At 71.4% G+C, this 18,999-nt stretch carries 18 protein-coding genes; 6 read left to right on the top strand and 12 right to left on the bottom strand.

Annotation, left to right across the window (positions count from 1 at the left end; translation table 11 throughout):
* Window positions 1-15 precede the first annotated feature (15 nt).
* Both G3I19_RS15205 and G3I19_RS38280 read left to right on the top strand, forming a co-directional pair.
* Window positions 16-933 carry a cyclase family protein gene (locus G3I19_RS15205; protein ID WP_164264123.1) on the top strand — a complete coding sequence of 306 codons (918 nt, stop codon included), beginning with the start codon at window positions 16-18 and terminating at the stop codon, window positions 931-933.
* 165 nt (window positions 934-1,098) lie between these two features.
* Window positions 1,099-2,073, top strand: a complete 975-nt coding sequence (locus G3I19_RS38280) for a TRIC cation channel family protein (protein ID WP_164264122.1) — start codon at window positions 1,099-1,101, stop codon at window positions 2,071-2,073.
* A gap of 2 nt (window positions 2,074-2,075) precedes the next feature.
* Here the strand turns inward: G3I19_RS38280 and G3I19_RS15195 are convergent, their stop codons facing one another.
* On the bottom strand, window positions 2,076-2,732 hold the full coding sequence (locus G3I19_RS15195) for a response regulator transcription factor (RefSeq protein WP_164264121.1): 657 nt from the start codon (window positions 2,730-2,732) through the stop codon (window positions 2,076-2,078).
* Window positions 2,729-3,934, bottom strand: coding sequence for a histidine kinase (locus tag G3I19_RS15190; RefSeq protein WP_164264120.1), 1,206 nt, complete (start codon window positions 3,932-3,934; stop codon window positions 2,729-2,731). Before G3I19_RS15190 ends, G3I19_RS15195 begins: the two co-directional genes overlap by 4 nt.
* A gap of 277 nt (window positions 3,935-4,211) precedes the next feature.
* Between G3I19_RS15190 and G3I19_RS15185 the strand changes: the two genes are divergently transcribed.
* Together G3I19_RS15185 and G3I19_RS15180 are read left to right on the top strand one after the other, a co-directional pair.
* The gene (locus tag G3I19_RS15185) at window positions 4,212-5,219 is read left to right on the top strand and encodes an ABC transporter ATP-binding protein (protein ID WP_203599605.1); all 1,008 of its coding nucleotides are present in this window, start codon (window positions 4,212-4,214) and stop codon (window positions 5,217-5,219) included.
* Window positions 5,216-6,256 (top strand): ABC transporter permease subunit, encoded by a 1,041-nt coding sequence (locus G3I19_RS15180; protein WP_164264118.1) that lies wholly within the window; start codon window positions 5,216-5,218, stop codon window positions 6,254-6,256. The genes G3I19_RS15185 and G3I19_RS15180 overlap by 4 nt, the downstream gene beginning before the upstream one ends.
* 205 nt (window positions 6,257-6,461) lie before the next feature.
* Here G3I19_RS15180 and G3I19_RS15175 read toward each other — a convergent pair whose 3' ends face one another.
* The 8 genes from G3I19_RS15175 to ychF form a co-directional block, all read right to left on the bottom strand.
* Entirely contained in the window at window positions 6,462-7,010 is a 549-nt protein-coding gene (locus G3I19_RS15175; protein ID WP_164264117.1) for a YciI family protein, read from the bottom strand.
* 65 nt (window positions 7,011-7,075) lie between these two features.
* The gene (locus G3I19_RS15170) at window positions 7,076-8,032 is read right to left on the bottom strand and encodes a LysR family transcriptional regulator (protein ID WP_164264116.1); all 957 of its coding nucleotides are present in this window, start codon (window positions 8,030-8,032) and stop codon (window positions 7,076-7,078) included.
* A gap of 95 nt (window positions 8,033-8,127) precedes the next feature.
* Window positions 8,128-9,498 (bottom strand): MFS transporter, encoded by a 1,371-nt coding sequence (locus G3I19_RS15165; RefSeq protein WP_164264115.1) that lies wholly within the window; start codon window positions 9,496-9,498, stop codon window positions 8,128-8,130.
* Window positions 9,485-10,696, bottom strand: coding sequence for a M20 family metallopeptidase (locus G3I19_RS15160; RefSeq protein WP_343235108.1), 1,212 nt, complete (start codon window positions 10,694-10,696; stop codon window positions 9,485-9,487). Before G3I19_RS15160 ends, G3I19_RS15165 begins: the two co-directional genes overlap by 14 nt.
* Window positions 10,697-10,953: 257 nt before the next feature.
* Window positions 10,954-11,628, bottom strand: a complete 675-nt coding sequence (locus tag G3I19_RS15155) for a DUF1028 domain-containing protein (RefSeq protein ID WP_164264114.1) — start codon at window positions 11,626-11,628, stop codon at window positions 10,954-10,956.
* Window positions 11,625-12,119: a RidA family protein gene (locus G3I19_RS15150; RefSeq protein WP_203599599.1), complete on the bottom strand. Its 495-nt coding sequence runs from the start codon at window positions 12,117-12,119 to the stop codon at window positions 11,625-11,627. Before G3I19_RS15150 ends, G3I19_RS15155 begins: the two co-directional genes overlap by 4 nt.
* A 10-nt stretch (window positions 12,120-12,129) precedes the next feature.
* Window positions 12,130-13,419, bottom strand: a complete 1,290-nt coding sequence (locus tag G3I19_RS15145; RefSeq protein WP_164264113.1) for an NAD(P)/FAD-dependent oxidoreductase — start codon at window positions 13,417-13,419, stop codon at window positions 12,130-12,132.
* 663 nt (window positions 13,420-14,082) lie between these two features.
* Window positions 14,083-15,171, bottom strand: a complete 1,089-nt coding sequence (ychF, locus tag G3I19_RS15140) for a redox-regulated ATPase YchF (protein WP_164264112.1) — start codon at window positions 15,169-15,171, stop codon at window positions 14,083-14,085.
* Window positions 15,172-15,446: 275 nt separating this feature from the next.
* On the opposite strand from ychF, the gene G3I19_RS15135 reads away from it, so the two are divergent.
* Complete coding sequence (locus tag G3I19_RS15135; RefSeq protein ID WP_343235110.1) at window positions 15,447-15,866, top strand: DUF6542 domain-containing protein; 420 nt, start codon at window positions 15,447-15,449, stop codon at window positions 15,864-15,866.
* A 75-nt stretch (window positions 15,867-15,941) separates the two neighbouring features.
* Here G3I19_RS15135 and G3I19_RS15130 read toward each other — a convergent pair whose 3' ends face one another.
* The gene (locus G3I19_RS15130; protein ID WP_164264110.1) at window positions 15,942-16,679 is read right to left on the bottom strand and encodes an ROK family protein; all 738 of its coding nucleotides are present in this window, start codon (window positions 16,677-16,679) and stop codon (window positions 15,942-15,944) included.
* A gap of 115 nt (window positions 16,680-16,794) precedes the next feature.
* Window positions 16,795-17,826, bottom strand: a complete 1,032-nt coding sequence (locus tag G3I19_RS15125) for a 4-hydroxy-3-methylbut-2-enyl diphosphate reductase (RefSeq protein WP_164264109.1) — start codon at window positions 17,824-17,826, stop codon at window positions 16,795-16,797.
* 122 nt (window positions 17,827-17,948) lie between these two features.
* Between G3I19_RS15125 and G3I19_RS15120 the strand changes: the two genes are divergently transcribed.
* A partial coding sequence (locus G3I19_RS15120) for an APC family permease (protein WP_164264108.1) occupies window positions 17,949-18,999 on the top strand: 1,051 nt, incomplete at its 3' end.

Here is an 18,999-nt window from a genome sequence, read left to right as displayed (position 1 = left end):
CGAGAAAGGCACGACATGGCTGACTACGCGTTCAAAGAAACCGGCCGGAAGCTGTCCAACTGGGGCCGCTGGGGCGACGAGGACGAGAGGGGCACCCTCAACTTCGTGACCCCGGACACCGTGAAGCAGGCCCTCAAGGCCGTACGGACCGGCCTGCGGTACGAGCTGAGCATCCCGGTGGGCGACAGCGGGCCGCAGACCGGCTGGCTGAGGCGGATCAACCCCGTGCACACCATGACGATGACCCCGTACGACTTCTCCGCGCCGGAGGGCGTCGTCATCAGCGACGACTTCATCACCATGCCGCTCCAGTCCGGCACCCAGCTCGACGGACTCACCCACGTCGGATACGACGGCGCCTTCTACAACGGCGTACCGGTCGAGGCGGTGACCCCGGGCCGCGGAGCGACCCGGAACGCCATCGACGCCACGCTCCCCGGCTTCACCGGCCGCGGCGTCCTCCTCGATGTCGCCTCACTCGACGGCGGACCCTGGCTGGAGCCCGGCCGCGCCCTCACCATCGCCGACCTGGAGCGCGCCGAGAAAGCCGCCGGAACCAGGCTGGGAAGCGGCGACGCCCTGCTCGTCCGCACCGGCTGGCTGCGCAAGGGGCTCACCGAGGGCTGGCGCGGCTGGCTGAACGCCGAGCCTGGACTCGCGCCGGAGTGCGCGACCTGGATCCATGACCGCGAACTGGCGATGGTGGCGAGCGACAACTGGGGGGTCGAGGTCCTGCCGGGCACGGACGGTCTCGTGCCTCTGCACGCCATCCTGATCAGGGACATGGGCATGATGCTCGGCGAGATGTGGAATCTGGAGGAACTCGCCGCAGCCTGCGCCGCCGACGGCACCTGGGACTTCTTCCTCACGGCCACCGCCCTGCGCATCAGCGGCGGGGTCGGCTCCCCCGTCAGCCCGGTGGCCGTCCGCTGAACCACCCGCCCGGGACGCCGGATCCGCCGCTCGCCGCGCGGCCTCACGCGACCCGTACGCACCAGGTCCTGAAGAGAGCGAACCAACTCGGCCCGCCGCGTATCAAAGGGAGAGGGCCAACTCCCCCTGCCGCGCACCGAAGACCGCTCCTCCCGGAAAGACCCCATGCATCAACTGAACGCAGATGTGCACTATCCGCTGGATCTCGTCGGCATCTTCGCCTTCGCGCTGTCGGGCTGTCTGCTCGCCATCCGCAAGGACTTCGGGATCTTCGGGACCGTGGTGCTCGGCGAAATCACCGGTCTTGGCGGTGGGTTGTTCCGCGACACGGTGCTCGGGGTGCCGCCCGTCGCGTTCACCGACCTCGGATACGCCCTGGCGCCCATGGCGGCGGCGGCCCTCGCGTACACGAGCCACGCCGCCCAGCGGAACCCGATGGTGTGCGAGGTCCTGGACGCCGCGGCCGTCGCGCTGTTCAGCGTGACCGGCACGCTCAAGGCCCTGCACCACGGCTTCGCGCCGCTGCCTTCGTGCGCGCTGGGGATCGCCACGGCCGTCGCCGGCGGAGCCGTCAGCAGCGTACTGACCCGGGAGATCCCCGCGGTCCTGCGCTGGGACCAGGATCTCGCCGCCGCCCCCGCGGTGGCCGGGGCGGTCGCGGTCACCGCTCTGCATGCGGCGGGGATGCTGTCGCTGTCCACCGCTCTGGGCACCGGTCTCGCGGCGTTCGCGCTGCGTCTGCTCACACTCCGCTACCACTGGCGGTCGCCCCGGTCCCTCATGTGGCGGTCGGCTCCGAGTGCGGGTCCGGGTCCGGGTCCAGATCCGGCCTGGGTTCCAGATCCGGCCCGGGCTCCGGGCCCGGCGTGGGCCCCGGGTACGGCGTGGGCCCCGGGTACGGCTCGGGCGCCGGATCCGGCGTGGGCCCAGGACCCGGCTCTGCCCGGCGTCCGTACGGCTGCCGGTGCCTCCGCGGCCCAGCCACCGCCGGGCCCGCGCGACCCCGAGCCCCCGCTGCGCATCTGTCTGCCCCGCACCGCGCGTCCCCGCCAGGTCCACGGGAATCCGCGCCTGCCGCTGTCCGACAACACCGTCCAGCTGCGGCTCCCCGCGCCGGACGGGACAGCCCGCCCCCGCTGAGGCTATCCCCGCCCGTCGACCAGGCCGGACTCCCAGGCCCAGGCGGCGATCTCCACCCGGTTGCGGGCGGACAGTTTGATCTGCACATTGCCGAGGTGAGTCTTCACCGTGCCCACCGAGATGGACAGTTCGGCGGCGATCTCGGCGTTGGTCAGTCCCCGGGCCACCAGACGTACCAGGTCCTTCTCCCGTACGGAGAGCGCGGTGTGCGGTTCCCGGGGCGCGGGCGCGGCGCTGTTGAGGCGCCGCAGCAGCCGGACGGTGATGGCCGGGCTCACCAGCGCCTCGCCGGATGCGGCCGCCCTGATGGCCTCGACCAGCAGGGCGGGGCCCGAGTCCTTGATCAGGAAGCCGGAGGCGCCCTCGCTCAGGGCGCGCTGGACGTACTCGTCGTCGTCGAACGTCGTGACCACCACGACCTTCGGCGGATTCACGGTGCCGGGGCGAGTCAGCCTGCGCAGCGCCTCAAGCCCGTCCATCCGCGGCATACGGATGTCCATCAGCACCACGTCGGGCCGGTGGCGTTCGGCGAGTTCCACGGCGTACACCCCGTCCGCGGCCTCGCCCACCACGTCGATGTCGTCCTCCGCCGCGAGGATCATCGCGAACCCGGCCCTGACCATGGCCTGGTCGTCGGCGATCAGCACCCGGATCGTCATGAGGCCGCCACCCCTGCCGCGGCCAGCGGCAGCGTCGCCTCGACGCCCCAGCCGCCGGCCGTCACGGGGCCCGCCTGGACGCTGCCGCCGATCAGGCCCACCCGCTCGGCCAGGCCCTTCAGCCCGAAGCCGCTGTGGGAGACGTGGCGCGGCCGCCCGTCGTCCGTGACCCGTACGGTGATCCGGTCTCCGGTACGGCCCACCTGCACCCGTACGTCGGTGCATCCATGGGCGTGTTTGCGTACGTTGGTGAGGGCCTCCATCACCACCCGGTGCGCGGTGGTGGACACCTCCACCGGCAGACCGTCGAAGGTCCCCTCCAGTTCGAGCCGGGCCCGGGCGCCGCCGACGGCCGAGAACTCCTCGACGAGCGACCGTACTTCGCCGATGCCCGCCAGCGGTGTCAGCGTCACTTCCCCTTCGGCGTCGCGCAGCATCCCCACCATGTGCCGCATGGATGTCAGTGCCTCCGAGCCCGCCTGCTCGATCCGCCGCAGCGCGGGCGGCACCAGTTCGGGCCGCCTGTCCGCCATCGCCTGGGCTCCCTGCGCCTGGACGACGATGCCGGTCACATGGTGGGCGACGAAGTCGTGCAGGTCCCTGGCGAACTCGGTCCGCTGCTCCAGCCTGAGAGCGGCCGCCTGCCGCCGCCTGTCCACGAGGAGCAGGCGCGTCCCGAGGCCGATACCCAACGCCGTGACCGCCGCCAGGGCGAAGAGCAGCGCCAGGATGGTGGTGGACTGCCGCACCGAGACCGACACCGGCCGCAGCACGATCGCCATGGACAGCGCCACGACGGCCGACGCCGCCCAAGACGGCTTGCCCCGCCGGGCGACGAGCAGCAGCAGCCACACCAGCGACGCCGGTTCGGCGAACCCCATCGCCTGCGAACTGGCCCGCATCTCCAGGTGCAGCCAGAACGAGAGACCCAGCGATACGACCGCGAGCGCGCAGGCGGCCATCGGCAGCGTCCGGCTGCTGAGCCGGGGCGAGGCGACGACGAGACCGACGGCCAGCAGCGCGCCGATCAGCTTGGCGGGGCCGTGGTGCGCGATCCAGTAGAAGCCGGCCCCCAAGTCGAGCAGGACCAGGCCCAGCAGGGCCACGACCAGCAGCAGCCACACCGTGACGGGCGGTACCCGCAACCGCCCCCAGCCCTGTGTGGCCATGGGCACGGCTGCCCCGTCCGCCACCTCCGTCATCCCGCTCCCTGCCCCTCCCGCCGACCGGCCGAAAGTCGGATCCGGCCGCGCATGATCTGTCTTTCGCCCGATCCGCCGCAGGTCGCGGCGGAGGAGAGTCGTGTCCACCGGGCGGCGGCGCACGAATGATCCGATCACCCTCCCCGGACGGCGTCAAACTCCGGCCGGGATTCCGGCCGGCTGTCCTCCCGCACCCAGGCGTGCCCTCCTACGCCCAGGCGCCCGCCCACGTACCCACGTCCCCACACACAGGAGCCCGCACATGGACCACGCAGCGATGCACCACGGAACCGGACCGGGGTCCGTACCCCCCGCCGCCGGGCCGGCGATCGAGGCCCAGGGGCTCGGGAAGAAGTACCGGCGCGGCTGGGCCCTGCGGGAGGTCTCCTTCCGGCTGCCGGCCGGGCGAGTGTGCGGCCTCGTCGGCCCCAACGGCGCGGGCAAGAGCACTCTGATGGGCCTGGCCACCCACATGATCCGGCCGACGACCGGCTCCCTGCGGGTGCTCGGCGCCGAGCCGGGGTCGACGGAGGCGGTCCTGCGTACCGCGTTCCTCACCCAGGAGAAGCCGCTGTTCCGGCGCTTCACGGTGGCCGAGACCCTGCGCCTGGGGCAGGAACTCAACCCCCGCTGGGACCAGGAGGTCGCCGAGGGCATCGTCCGCGCGGGCCAGGTGCCGATGTCGGCGAAGACCGGGACGCTGTCCGGCGGTCAGCGCACCCGCGTCGCCTTCGCGCTGGCCTTCGGAAAGCGCCCTGACCTGCTCATCCTCGACGAGCCGATGTCCGATCTGGATCCGCTGGTCCGCCGCGAACTCATGGCCGCGCTGACGGCGGAGGCCGCCCAGCACGGCACGACGGTGCTGGTGTCCTCGCACATGCTCGCCGAGCTCGACTCGATCTGCGACTACCTCCTCGTCATCGCGAACGGCAGTCTGCGCCTGGCGGGCGAAGTGGCCGAACTGCGCGCCGCACACGCTCTGTTCCCGGCCCCGCCGGGCGGCCCGTACCCCGCCGTCGCACCGCACACGGTGATCGAGTCCCACAGCGACGGGGACCGGCCGGGTGTCCTCGTACGGCTCGGCGGACCGGTCGAGCACGGCGGGCAGGCCGGGTACGGCCGGCAGGGCCAGGACAACGGCCGGGGCGAGCCTCCCACCCTGGAGGAGTTGCTCCTCGCCTATCTGCGCTCGCCCGACGCACCCCCGCTGATCGCCCCCAGCGCCCAGGCCGGCGACATCCACGACATCCTCACCCGCGACCGGCAGAAGGCTGTGACCGCATGACCACCACGCTCACTCACGACCCGGCCCGCCCGACGCCCGGCGGGCGGCCGCTGAACGGAGGGACTGCCCGGCAGAGCGGCCTCCGGCTGCGAGGCACGGCCTGGCTGGTCTGGCGCCAGCACCGCGCCGCGTTCTGGACCCTCACCGCGCTCACCCTCGTCGGTGTGATCGTCATGGTCCTGCTGCGCGGCCAGATGATGGACTACGTCAACGCCCAGGACGCGTCCTCGCACAACTCCACCGGCCTGCCGCCCGGTTTCGAGAAGTACACGGACCGGCTGTTCAGCTTCGGGAGCTATCTGGGGTACGTACCCGTCCTGGCGGGTGTACTTCTCGGCGCCCCGCTCATCGCGGGCGACCTGGAGTCCGGCACCGCCAAGCTGGTGACCTCGCAATCGGTCAGCCGGCTGCGGTGGCTCACCATGAAGCTCGCCATGCCCGCGGCGCTGCTCGCCCTGTCCACCGCTGTGCTGGGCGCGGTGTTCGACTGGTGGTGGAGCCCGGTCAAGGGGCGTGCCGAGACCCTGGTCTGGACCTCCTTCTTCAACATCACCGGGGTCACGCCGGTGGCCTACGCCCTGCTCACGTTCACCGTGGGCGCCGCGGTCGGGATGGTCCTGCGCCGCACCCTGGTGTCGATGGTGGTCACGCTCGGCGTCGTCGTGGCGATCGACGTGATCTGGGACCGGTTCCGGCTGGACCTGGGGCACGTCGTGACCGTCAGCACCGACAAGGGCGTCGGGCCCGGTGCCCCGCGGCCGAAGCTGCCCGCGCAGGCCGAACAGCTGGGCCAGGGCACCTACTTCGCCACCAGCTCCGGCGGCCGTCTGGACTGGACCACCTGTCTCGACGCGCCGGACAACGAGAAGGCGCACACCGCCTGCCTGGAGTCCAAGCACGTCGTGGGCTGGTCCATCGACTACCTCCCGGTGTCCCAGATGCACACGATGCAGTGGCTCGGAGCGGGCATCATGCTCGCCGTCGCGGCCGCGGCCGTCGCGTTCGTCGTCGTCCGGGGCCGTAAGCGGCTGCTGTGACCCTCGGGGCCCGCGGTCCGGGCCGGCGGTCCGAGGTCCGGGGCCCGGGGGCCCGCGGTCCCGAGGCGGCGTCACGGCCGTCCCGGTGGTCAACGGCCGCACCAGTGATCAACGGCCGCCCCAGCGGTCACGACCGTCACGGCCGCCCCGGTGGTCGCGGGTACCTGCCGTCCCCGGTCGTCGCGGGTAACGGCCGCCCCGGTTGTCACGGCCGCCCGCCGAACTGCCAGTTGTGCACCTCGACAGCGGCGTACCGGTCCCGCGTCAGGACGGCCCGCGCCGCCTCCGGGTCCGCCGCCCGTACCAGAGCCGCCGTACCCAGCCACGTGTCGCCGTCGTCGGACAGCAGCGGCCCGTAGGCGATCAGCTCGTCCCGGCCGGAGGGCACCGCGAGGTCAGCGGCCACCCGGCCGGTACCGAGGCCGAGCACCAGATACCGGTCTCCGCCGGTGCGGCCGCCGGGGAAGTCCCACATGGTGCGGCCCAGCGTGTTGCGCCACCGCCGCAGCAGTACGTCCCGGTAGACCCCCGCCTGGTAGTTCGGCTCGTCGAAGGCGAACGACCGGGCGGCGGCGGGACCGGGCAGGCTGACGATGTGCATGCTGCCGGTGGGCGTACCGTCGTCGGCGAGGGTCGGGCCCCGGGCGACCATCTCCTTCTCGTACCGGTCCATGTACGCCCAGTGCTCTTCCCCCAACTGCTCGCGCAGCGGCAGGGATCCGGGCCGGTCCCGGTGGTAGCAGAGAAATTCCATACCCAATGATCTCCGCAAGGAGCGGACCAGGTCGAGCGGGTTTCAGCCTCGCGGTCACGTGCGGATCACCCGCCCTGGCCGGCCCGGCCCGCGTCAGTCCGTCGCGCGCCGCGTCGGGTCGCGATCCCGCGCAGCAGTTCCATGACGGCGCGGGCCCGGGGGGTCTGTGTCACGCCCTGCACCGTTGCCAGTTTCAGCTCCAGCGGCGGGCGCCTGTCGCTCAGCTCCAGCTCCACGACCTCCCCGCCGTAGGTCTGCCCGGTCGCCGGCCGCTGGTTCAGCACCGAGTAGCCGAGCCCTTCGGCCACCATGGAGCGGACGGTCTCATAGCTCTGCGTGCGGTAGCGCACGTCGGGTGCGGTGCCGCTGTCGGCCACGAGCGCCCGGAAGTAGTCGCGTGTGTAGGGGAGGTCGAGCAGGACCAGCGGCTCGGCGGTCAGTTCGGCCAGCTTCACCGTGCCGCGGCCGGCCAGCCGGTGACCGGCGTGGACGATGGCGTAGGCCGGGAAGCGGGCGATGGTCTCCCCGCGCAGTCCCGGATCGGCGGACAGGCCGAGGTCGTAGGTGAGCGCGAAGTCGATGCGTCCCGCGTGCAGCGCCTGGAGGAGTTGCTCGGCCTCCGCCTCCGCCACGTCCATCTCGATCGCCGGGTAACGGCTGGTGCATTCGCTGAACAGGGCGGGCAGGTAGAACGGCGCCAGCGTGACGAAGCACCCGACGGTCACCGGCCCCGACAGTGTCTCCCCGCTGCCACGCGCCTCCCCCTCGACCTCGCGCGCACGGGCCAGCAGCTCGCGGGCCTGGTGCTGCAGCCTCTCCCCCGCCGGTGTCAGGACCAGTCCCCGGCCTCGGCGGCGGATGAACAGCTGCACCCGCAGGTCGTGTTCAAGATTGTGGATGGCAGTGGACACCGCCGACTGCGCGATGTTCAGCTCGGCCGACGCCGCGGTCATCGAACCGCGCTCCGCCGCCACGAGGAAGTAGCGGAGCTGGACGAGGGTGAAGCCCACCGGTGACGTCATGTTGTGCTCCCTGCGCCTCGCGGTCGGTCCGTGTCCGCCCATGAGCTTATGCGGCGGCGGCCGGCCGGCCCCTCCCGTTCCGGACCGTGCGGCCCTCAGAGCGTGGCCCGGTCCGGCACCTTCCCGGCGGCCGGGTCGGGTACGTCCTCGGGACGCAGCAGGGCGGAACCGGCGGTCTCCTGGAGGGACAGGGCCGCGACGAGCCCGACGACGGCGAACACCATCAGATAGAAGCCGGGCAGCAGCGTGCTGCCGGTCGCCGAGATGAGCACGGTCATCACATAGGGCACCGTGCCCGCGAAGAGAGCGGCGGTGATGTTGTACGCGATGGACAGACCGCTCTGCCGGGTCCTGGTGGGAAACAGCTCCGCCGACCACACCGCGTAGGTGCCGAGGATCGCCGCCAGCATCACACCGAGCAGCAGGCCCCCCACCCACGTTCCGGCGGGTCCGGTCCGCATGACGAGGAAGGCGGGGACGGCGGCGACCAGGAGGGCCCCCGTCGCCCCGACGAAGACCGGTTTACGTCCGACACGGTCCGACAGATGCCCGAACACCGGGACGAGCACCAGCCCCAGCAGCGAGATCACAGTGGTCAGCAGGGCTGCGCTGTCGGCCGAGCGGCCCAGGTGGTCGGTCTCGTAGGTGACCAGGTACGTCAGCACCGTGTAGAAGGGCACATGCATGGCGGTCATCAGGCCCGCCGCCTGGAGCAACTGGCGCTTCTCCGAGCGGAGCAGCTCCCGTACGGGGCTGCGGGGAACCTGGTCATGTGCTTCGAGCGACCGGTACTCGGGGGTGTCCTCGATCTTGTTCCGGATGATGAAGCCGATGATGCCCAGCGGCGCGGCGACGAGGAAGGGGATGCGCCAGCCCCAGGAGGTCAGCTGGTGGCCGTCGAGCCCCGCCGACAGCAGCAGGAAGACGAACGAGCCGGAGAGGAACCCCAGCAGGGAGCCGACCTCCAGCCAGCTGACACCGAATCCGCGACGGCGCCGCGGGGCGCTCTCGGCGAGGAAGCTCGCCGCGCTGCCGAACTCGCCGCCCGCGGCGAATCCCTGGATCAGGCGCAGCACCAGCAGGAGCACGGGGGCGGCGATGCCGATCGTCCCGTAACCGGGAAGCAGGCCGATCGTCAGGGTGGCGCCGGACATCATGAAGATGACCAGTGACAGGGTGCGCTTGCGGCCGATCCTGTCGCCGAGCGGTCCGAAGACCATGGCGCCGATCGGCCGGATGCCGAACGACACGGCGAACACGCCGAACACGGCGAGCAGTCCTGTGGTGCGGTCCTCGGCCGGGAAGAACACGGTCGCGACCGTACCGGCGAGATAGGCGTACGCGGCCCAGTCGAACCAGTGCACGAACACACCGATGGCGCCCGCGGCAACGCTTCTGCGCAGCGCGACCGCATCGGTGGCCGTCTCGGCCCCGGTCGTCCTGGCGCCGGTGTCAGGGGCGGGCATTCGCGCCTCCCTCGTCCGGGACGACCCGGTCGATGCCGGTCCAGGCCAGTGCGACCGCGCCGTCGAGCAGGGCCCGTTGTGCCTCTCCGCCCACGCAGAACGCGGCGAACTCGTGCTGGTGGTTGGTGGCGGGCAGCGACCCGATCCCGATGTAGGGGTGGATCGCCGGAACCACCTGGGAGACGTTGCCCATGTCGGTGGAGGCGCGGTTCATCCGGGCGGCCTGGCCCGGCGGGGCGAACTCGCGGCCGAGCGCGACGGCGTTACGGCGGTAGTGGCCGAGCGCGGTCTCGTCGGCGCGGAACTCCGCGTACGGCTTGCTCTCCGGCTCGATCTCCACGCTGGTCCCGGTCGCGAGGGCCCCCGCCTGGAAGGCCCGCATGACGCGGGGCTCCAGCTCGGCCAGCTCGGCGAGCGTCTCGGCCCGTACGTACCAACGTCCGGTCGCCAGCTCGGGGATGGCGTTCGGAGCGCTCCCCGCGTGAGTCACCACCCCGTGCACCCGGGCGGAGGCCGGCAGCTGCTGGCGGAGCAGGCCGATGGCGACCTGGGCCACCGTGAAGGCGTCGGCCGCGTTGATCCCGGCTTCCGGGTAGGCGGCGGCGTGGGCGGACTTCCCGGTGTAGGAGATCTTGGAGTGGCTGACCGCGAAGGGCTGTGCCTCCGCGACGTCCACCGGCGCTGGATGCACCATCATGGCGAGGTCGACCCCGGTGAAGGCCCCGCGGTCGAGCAGCTCGATCTTGCCGCCGCCGCCCTCCTCTGCGGGTGTCCCGTAGACCTCAACGGTGAGGCCGGCGTCGTCGGCGACGGCAGCGAGACCGAGGGCGGCGCCGACGGAACTCGCCGCGATGAGGTTGTGCCCGCAGGCGTGGCCGAGGCCGGGCAGCGCGTCGTACTCGGCGCACAGCGCGATCCGGGTGGGTCCGCTGCCGAACCGCGCCAGGAACGCCGTGTCCAGACCCAGGTAGGAAGAGGTGACCTGGAAACCGGCGCGGTCCAGCAGTTCCGGCACGGCGGCGGCTGCCCGGTGCTCCTCCCAGGCGGTCTCCGGATCGGCGTACAGACGCTCGGAGAGACCGATCAGCTCGTCGGTGTGCCGGTCGATCTCACGCCGCGCGGCGTCCTTGAGCGTGCCCGGCACGGACGTGGACGTACCCGGCACGGACTTGGCCACACCCGTCACGGACTTGGCCACACCCGTCACGGACCTGGACGCACCCGGCGCAGACCCGGACGTGCGAGGCACGGACCTGGACGCGCCAGGCACGGACCTGGACGTGCCCGGCACGGGGTCGGGCCCGCCCACCGCGGGTTCGGACCCGCCCACCACGGATTCGGGTGAACCCACCACGGGTCGGAGGCCGCCCACCACGGGTTCGGACCCGCCCACCACGGATTCGGGTGAACCCACCACGGGTTCGGACCCTCCCACCCCAGCTTCGGGCGCGCTCATCACAGATCACCCGGGACGCCGTACGAGGGGGCGGCCGCGGGGTCGAGTCCGCGCCGTACGTAGTCGTCGCGCTGCGGCAGCCACACGTCGAGCAGTTCCGCGAGCCGGTCGACGGGGTCGTCGGCCCAGTCCACGCGCAGGTCGGTCACCCGCCAGCCCACGTCAGCGACGACGGCCAGGCCCGCGGAGTGCACGGGGCCCACCTCACCGCCGGCCTCGACGGCGGCACGCAGGGCGGCGACCAGCCGCTCCTCCAGCTCGCCGTCGGCCGCCGCGTAGGCGTCGAGAAGGACGCGCGGGATGTGCTCGCCGGCCAGCATGTTGCCCGCCGCGACCGCACCGTCCGCGGTGGCCGACGCGTAGGTGCCCAGCGTCCCCGAGCCGCTGTAGGCGAATCCGGGGCCGGAGCGGCCGACCACCGTGAGCTGCCGGTGCTCGATGGTCTCCGCGTTGCGCGCCGCACCGGTGACACCGGTAAGGGCGCGCTGCGCATCACCGTGTTCGGTGAGCCCGGCCAGCAGGCTCGTGCCGAGCGTGGGGTCGGTGACGTTCTGCGAAGCCGCCGCGCCGACACCGGGCCGCAGATGGGCGACGCGGGCCGCGACCGCGGGACTCGACGAGCTGACCGCGATACCGAACCGCTCACCGTCCCGTACCACCAGGGAGAACGTCATGCCTGCACCTCCTCGGGGAGCACCGCGATGGCGTCGATCTCGCACAGCCACTCCGGACGGGCCAGGGCCGACACGACCAGGCCGGTGGAGATGGGATGCACGCCCTCGGTCCAGCGGCCCACCGCGCGGTACACCGCCTCGCGGTAGCGCGGGTCGATCAGATAGATCGTCAGCTTGACGAGGTGCTCCATACGGCTGCCCGCTTCTTCGAGCAGCATCTTGATGTTGGCCATGGCCTGCTCGGCCTGGGCCCCGGCGTCACCGACACCCACCGACTCGCTGGTGTCGAGGTCCTGGCCGATCTGACCCCGTACGTAGACGGTGTTACCGGCCACGACGGCCTGGCAGAGGTCGTTGGAGAGGTTCTGCTCGGGGTAGGTGTCGCGGGTGTTGAACGGCCGGATCCGGGTGTGCCCGCCGGCGACGATCGGGGCCTTCACCGGGTGGTTCGCGGGGCGGTTCGCGGGACGGCCCTCACTCGTGGAGGTCATCAACTGCTCCTCAGTTCTTCTGCGTTGTCGCGGGCACGGGGCAGGCCCGGCCATGGGCGCCGTACGCGAGGTAGCCCCGCTGGGTGGTGATGTGGTCGGCGATGTACCTGGCGTCGTGCCAGACGCCCCAGATGAAGCTCGACCCGCGGCGGGACAGCCAGGGCAGGCCCAGGAAGTAGACGCCGGGTTCGGGTGACACTCCGCGTCGGTGCACCGGCCGGCCGTTCTCGTCGAACGCGTCGGCCTCCAGCCAGCTGTAGTCGGCGGCGAAGCCGGTCGCCCAGACGACGGAGGTGACACCGGCTGCGGCGAGGTCGAGCTCCAGTCGGGGTTCGGTGACGCACTGCGGGTCAGGGCCGAGGACGTGCGCCTCCGGCTCGGCGGGAAGGTCGAGCCCGTTGCGTGCGACGTACGCGTCGGCCGCCTCCAGGAGTTCGAGGTACTTGGCGTCGCCCAGCGCGATGTTCGTGGCGAGATCCGGCGCGAAGCGCAGTACGCCGTCGTCGTAGGAGCCGGTCATGCCCAGCAGCTCGATGCCGTCGGCGGCCAGCGCGCGGAAGTCCACGGTGTGGCCGCCGCGGGCGCCGCTGACCGCGATGGTGACGTGTTCGGCCCCCTGCGGAGGCGTCTCCGCGTCCCAGCGCCCGAGCACACCGAGCCACCAGCAGAAGTCCCGCCCGCGGTACTCGCGGGGCGGACGGTCGTGCGGGCCGACGGAGAGGAAGACCCGGCGGCCGGACCGCCGCAGCTCGTCGGCGATCTGCACGCCGGACGATCCGGCCCCGACCACGAGGACGGCGCCATCGGGCAGTTGCTCCGGGTTGCGGTACCCGCTGGAGTGGATCTGTACTGGGACGGCGCCGTCCGGGACGATGGGCGGGATCACGGGCCGCTGGAACGGTCCGGTCGCCGCCACGACGTAGCGCGCGTCGATGGGACCTTCGGACGTCTCGACCCGGAAGCCGGGCCGCCCCTCGTGCTTGTGCACCGAGGTCACCTCGACACCGCACCGGACCGGGGCACCGATCTTCTCGGCGTACGCGGCGAAGTAGTCCGCGACCTGCTCCTTCGAAGCGAAGGCAGCAGGGTCGACACCGGAGAACTCCAGCCCGGGGAACCGGTCGTGCCACGCGGGCCCGTTCGCGACCAGCGAGTCCCACCGCTCCGAACGCCACCGCTCGGCTATCCGGTGCCGTTCCAGAACGACGTGCGGTACGCCGTGAACGCCCAGGTGCTCACTCATGGCCACACCCGCCTGGCCCGCCCCGACGACGACCACTTCGGTCTCTTCACTCGGCACTTCAACCTCCACTCCTGCGGCAGTCCGTCCCGGTGTCGCGTCGACCGTGCTACGAGCTACCGCGTGAGGAATCCTGGGGGCGCGCCCTGAGTTCTGTCCAACAGATGTTTTAGTTGCAGGCGATCTGATTTATAGATGCAAAGGTCAGAACTCCCCGCCGAACGGCCCGAGGCCCGTACCACCCGAGGTGCGTCGAACGCCTCAGGCGGAGCGGCAGCGTTGCTTGCCCGGCCGGTGGGGGCGCGGTTCCCGAGAGGAACTGGTCGAGCATCCGGCGGCGCTGGGCGATCTGCTGTTCCTGACGAACGAGTTCGCCGCGGACGCGCCCCTTCCGGGGGCTACCCCGTCTTCCTGTCCGGGCCCGCACGGCAGGGAACTACGGGGAACAAGGAATGCTCACGGGGTCGTGTCGGTCAGCCCCGGCTCCGTCACGGACATGACCGCCTTGCACGGCTGCCGCCCGGCCGGTCATCGCCGGCCGCCCGGATCGCGGAGCGGGCCCCGCGCAGGACAGCGCTCAGGACCAGACGGGGCGGGCAGGCGGCCCGCGTTGGCCAGTGCCGTCGAGTGCCGTCGAACGAAGAAGTGCCGCAGGCTACCGGGCGCACATCCGGCCAAACCGGCACGCCCGGGAAGCCGCGTCACGGCACAGAAATTCCGCGATCACACGTTGAAGCGGAACTCCACCACATCCCCGTCCTGCATCACATACTCCTTGCCCTCCATCCGGGCCTTGCCCTTGGCGCGGGCCTCGGCCACCGAGCCCGTTTCGACCAGGTCGGCGAAAGAGATCACCTCGGCCTTGATGAAGCCCTTCTGGAAGTCCGTGTGGATGACGCCGGCCGCCTCCGGGGCCGTGGCGCCCTTCTTGATCGTCCAGGCGCGGGACTCCTTCGGGCCTGCCGTCAGGTAGGTCTGGAGGCCCAGGGTGGTGAAGCCGACGCGGCCCAGGGTGGCCAGGCCCGGTTCCTCCTGGCCCATCGACTGGAGGAGTTCCAGTGCCTCCGCGTCGTCGAGTTCGATCAGCTCGGACTCGATCTTGGCGTTCAGGAAGATCGCCTCCGCGGGGGCCACCAGGGCGCGCTGCTCGTTCTTGAAGTCCTCGTCGACCAGTTCGTCCTCGTCGACGTTGAAGACGTACAGGAAGGGCTTGGTGGTGAGGAGGTGCAGCTCGTGGAGGAGGCGGCCCTTCTCGGTGTTGGCCGTGATGCCCGCCGCGAAGAGCGTGGTGCCCGCTTCGAGGATCTTCTGGGCCTCCTCGACGGCCGCCAGTACCGCGACCTTCTCCTTCTGGAGGCGGGACTCCTTCTGGAGGCGCGGGACCGCCTTCTCCACCGACTGGAGGTCGGCGAGGATCAGCTCGGTGTTGATCGTCTCGATGTCGTCCTTGGGCGAGACCTTGCCGTCGACGTGCACGACGTTCTCGTCCTTGAAGGCCCGGATGACCTGGCAGATCGCATCGGACTCACGGATGTTGGCAAGGAACTTGTTGCCGAGTCCCTCGCCCTCGCTCGCACCCCGGACGATGCCCGCGATGTCGACGAAGTCGACCGTCGCCGGGATGACCTTCTGCGAGCCGAAGACCTCGGCCAGCACGGCGAGGCGGCTGTCGGGGACCCCGACCACGCCGACGTTCGGCTCGATGGTGGCGAACGGGTAGTTGGCCGCCAGCACGTCGTTCTTGGTCAGGGCGTTGAACAGGGTCGACTTGCCGACATTCGGCAGACCGACGATTCCGATCGTGAGCGACACGTTGGCGACTTCCCGTAGCGAGAGCTGATGTACCGGCCCGGGGGTGGGCCGATCCCCCAGTTTACGGGCGTGTCGCACGGGTCCCCGCGCCCCGTCGGATCGAACTGATCGCCAAGCTCGCCCAAAGCGCGTGTCCAACGCCGGATTCCTCCCGCCTTGCGACCTACTTTGGTCACGTGGAGCAGCGACCCAGGATTCGTACGACTCAGGCCGACGGTCCGTCCGAGAGCAGCATCGCGGGGTCCGCACCGGCGGCCGTCTACCGGGCGGCCCCGGTGCGGGCCGCCCGCCCGGCGCCGGTGGTGATCGCGCTGCGCCGGTTCCCCAACCCCCGGCTGACCGGTCTCGGCGGCGGGATCTTCGGCGCCGCGGTGATGTTCCTGCTCGGCTGCGTGGACTGGCTGCTGTTCGACGGCGGGCCGCTGATGTACGGGCTGCTGTTCCTGCCTGTCGCGGCGCTGACCGCGCTCTGGGTACGCCCCGCCGACCTGGTCACCGCGCCGATCAGCGTGCCGATCTCGTTCGCCGTCGGTTCGCTGCCGATCGCCGGGGGCACCGGTGGGGCCGGCGGCCGTATCGTCGCCGTGGTCACGACACTCGCGCTGAATGCCGGCTGGCTGTACGGCGGGACGCTCATCGCCGGGGTGATCGCCACCGTACGGAAGGTCCGGATGATCCGGCGGCGCTACCGCTGAACCGGCCAGGCGGGGCGGTCAGGCGACGCGCCGCCCCCGGCCCGGCCAGCCCTGCCCCGTCCCGCCGTCCCCGCCTCAGCGGCTCGACGCCGCCATCGCCGCGCCCACGATGCCCGCGTTGTTCTGCAGCTGGGCCGGCACGATCTCGGCCCGGATCCCCTCGATCAGGGGCAGGAACTTGTCGGCCTTGCGGCTCACACCGCCGCCGATGATGAACAGCTCGGGCGAGAACAGCATCTCCACGTGCTCCAGATACTTCTGCACCCGGTGCGCCCAGTGGTGCCAGCTCAGGTCCTCGTCCTCCTTGGCCTTGGTCGACGCGCGCGTCTCGGCGTCGTGGCCGTGCAGTTCGAGGTGGCCCAGCTCGGTGTTGGGGACCAGGGCGCCGTTACGGAAGACCGCCGAGCCGATTCCCGTACCGAAGGTGAGCAGGATGACCGTGCCCTTGCGGTCGCGGCCGGCCCCGAAGGTCATCTCCGCGATGCCGGCGGCGTCGGCGTCGTTCAGTACGGTCACCGGGAGCCCGAGTCTGCCGCCGATCAGCTTGCCCGCGTCGACGCCGATCCAGCTCTTGTCGACATTGGCCGCCGTACGGACCGTGCCGTCGGTGACCACGCCGGGGAAGGTGATCCCCACCGTGCCCGACCAGTCGAAGTTCCTGACGACATCGGCGACCCCGTCGGCCACACCGTCGGGCGTGGCCGGATGGGGGGTCAGCACTTTGTGGCGCTCCTGCGCCAGGTCTCCGCGGTCCAGGTCAACGGGAGCGCCCTTGATCCCGGATCCGCCGATATCCACACCGAAGATCTGCATGACTCCACGTTACGGCGTGGAGCCCTCCGTCACGCGGTGGAGCCGTCCGTCACGCGCCGGTACGGCAGCCGGGTCGCCCCGGCCACCGATCTCCGTGTGTCCGGCACTCCCGCGGCTACTTGCCCGACAGGTCGGCGGCCTCGGCGCGCAGGTCGCGGCGGAGCTCCTTGGGGAGCGAGAAGGTGATCGACTCCTCGGCCGCCTTCACGATCTCCACGTCGCCGAAGCCCCGGGCGGCGAGCCACTCCAGTACGCCGTCGACCAGGATCTCCGGGACGGAGGCGCCCGAGGTGACGCCGACCGTGGTGACGCCCTCCAGCCATGCCTCGTCCAGCTCGTCCGCGAAGTCCACCAGGTGCGAGTCGCGGGCGCCGGCGCCGAGGGCGACCTCGACCAGCCGTACCGAGTTGGACGAGTTCTTGGACCCGACCACGATGACCAGGTCGGCGTCGGCGCCCATCTGCTTCACCGCGGTCTGGCGGTTCTGCGTGGCGTAGCAGATGTCGTCGCTGGGCGGCGAGATCAGCTGCGGGAACTTCTCCTTGAGCGCGTCGACCGTCTCCATCGTCTCGTCCACGGAGAGCGTGGTCTGGGAGAGCCAGACGACCTTGGACTCGTCGCGCACGGTGACGTTGGGGACGTCTTCGGGGCCGTCGACGAGCGTGATGTGCTCGGGCGCCTCGCCGCTGGTGCCGACGACCTCCTCGTGGCCCTCGTGACCGATCAGCAGGATGTCGTAGTCGTCGTTCGCGAAGCGGACTGCTTCCTTGTGGACCTTCGTCACCAGGGGGCAGGTGGCGTCGATGGTGGCGAGGCTGCGCTGGGCGGCCTCGTCGTGGACGACGGGGGCGACGCCGTGCGCGGAGAACACGACGATGGAGCCCTCGGGCACCTCCTGCGTCTCGTCGACGAAGACGGCGCCCTTCTTCTCCAGGGTCTGTACGACGTACTTGTTGTGGACGATCTCCTTGCGGACGTAGACCGGCGCGCCGTACTGCTCAAGGGCCTTCTCGACGGCGATCACGGCGCGGTCCACACCCGCGCAGTACCCACGCGGGGCGGCCAGCAGGACACGGCGGGCGCCGCTGCCCCGCGCGGCGTCTCCGGTCGGGGTGGCGGCGGGTGACGGGCTGGGCGTAGCAGTCATGCCGTCCATCGTAACGGCCTGCCCCGCGGCGGACCGTGGGCCGGCGGGCCCGCCGCCGGTCGCGGCGGAACCCGGGCCGCGTCAGCCGGGACGGGCTGCGTACTTGTGGGAAGACTGATGCCATGACTTCTGACGAGACGGCCGCGGGCAGTGGTGCGGACAGCGGTGCGGGCAGTGGTACCGGCAGTGGTACGGGCAGCAGTGCGACGCCGGAACTCCATCGGAATCTTGGGTTCCGGGACTTGGTCGTGTACGGGCTGCTCTTCATCGCTCCGATGGCCCCGGTCGGAATCTTCGGCACCCTCGATGCCAAGTCGCACGGCGCCGTCGCGCTCGTCTACATCGTGTCGACGATCGCGATGGCCTTCACCGCGTTCAGTTACGCCCAGATGGTGCGGGTCGTCCCGCTGGCCGGTTCGGTCTTCGCGTACGCCCGCAAGGGGCTCGGCCAGGGACCGGGCTTCATCGCCGGGTGGATGGCGATGCTCGACTATCTGCTGATTCCGGCCGTCGCGTACCTCTTCTCGGGGATCGCGATGAACTCGCTGGTGCCCTCGGTCTCGCGGTGGGTGTGGACCGCGATCGCCGTGGTGGTGACCACGGCGCTGAACCTGTGGGGCGTACGGGCGGCCGCCCGGGTCGGCTTCGCGGTGCTCATGCTGGAGATCGCGGTCCTGGGAGTGTTCGTGGTGGCCGCGATCGTGGTGCTCGTCAGGGACGGCGCGCAGCGCGGCTGGCTGACGCCCTTCTCCGGCGACGGGGGGTTCTCGCTGACCGCGGTGCTCGGGGCGGTGTCGGTCGCGGTGCTGTCGTATCTGGGCTTCGACGCGATCGCCTCGTTCGCCGAAGAGGTCACGGGCGGATCGGCGAAGGTCGCGAGGGCGGTGCTGTTCTGCCTGGTCCTCGCGGGTGTCCTCTTCATCGTGCAGTCGTATCTGGCGGCGGTCCTGGAGCCGATGTCGTCCGCCCAGCTGGCCGCGAAGCCGGTCGCGCAGGGCTCGGCCTTCTACGACACGGTGGACGCGTCGGTCGGCAGCTGGCTGCACGACCTGGTCGCGGTGAGCAAGGCGATCGGGGCCGCCTTCGCCGCCCTCGCGGGCCAGGCGGCGGCGGGCCGGCTGCTCTTCGCGATGGGCCGCGACCGGCGGCTGCCGCACGCGCTGGCCAAGGTGG

The sequence above is a fragment of the Streptomyces sp. SID10853 genome (assembly GCF_010548145.1).
Lineage (GTDB): Bacteria > Actinomycetota > Actinomycetes > Streptomycetales > Streptomycetaceae > Streptomyces.
Note: the sequence above shows the minus strand (reverse complement) of the source record. Positions and strands in the feature narration are given on the sequence as shown.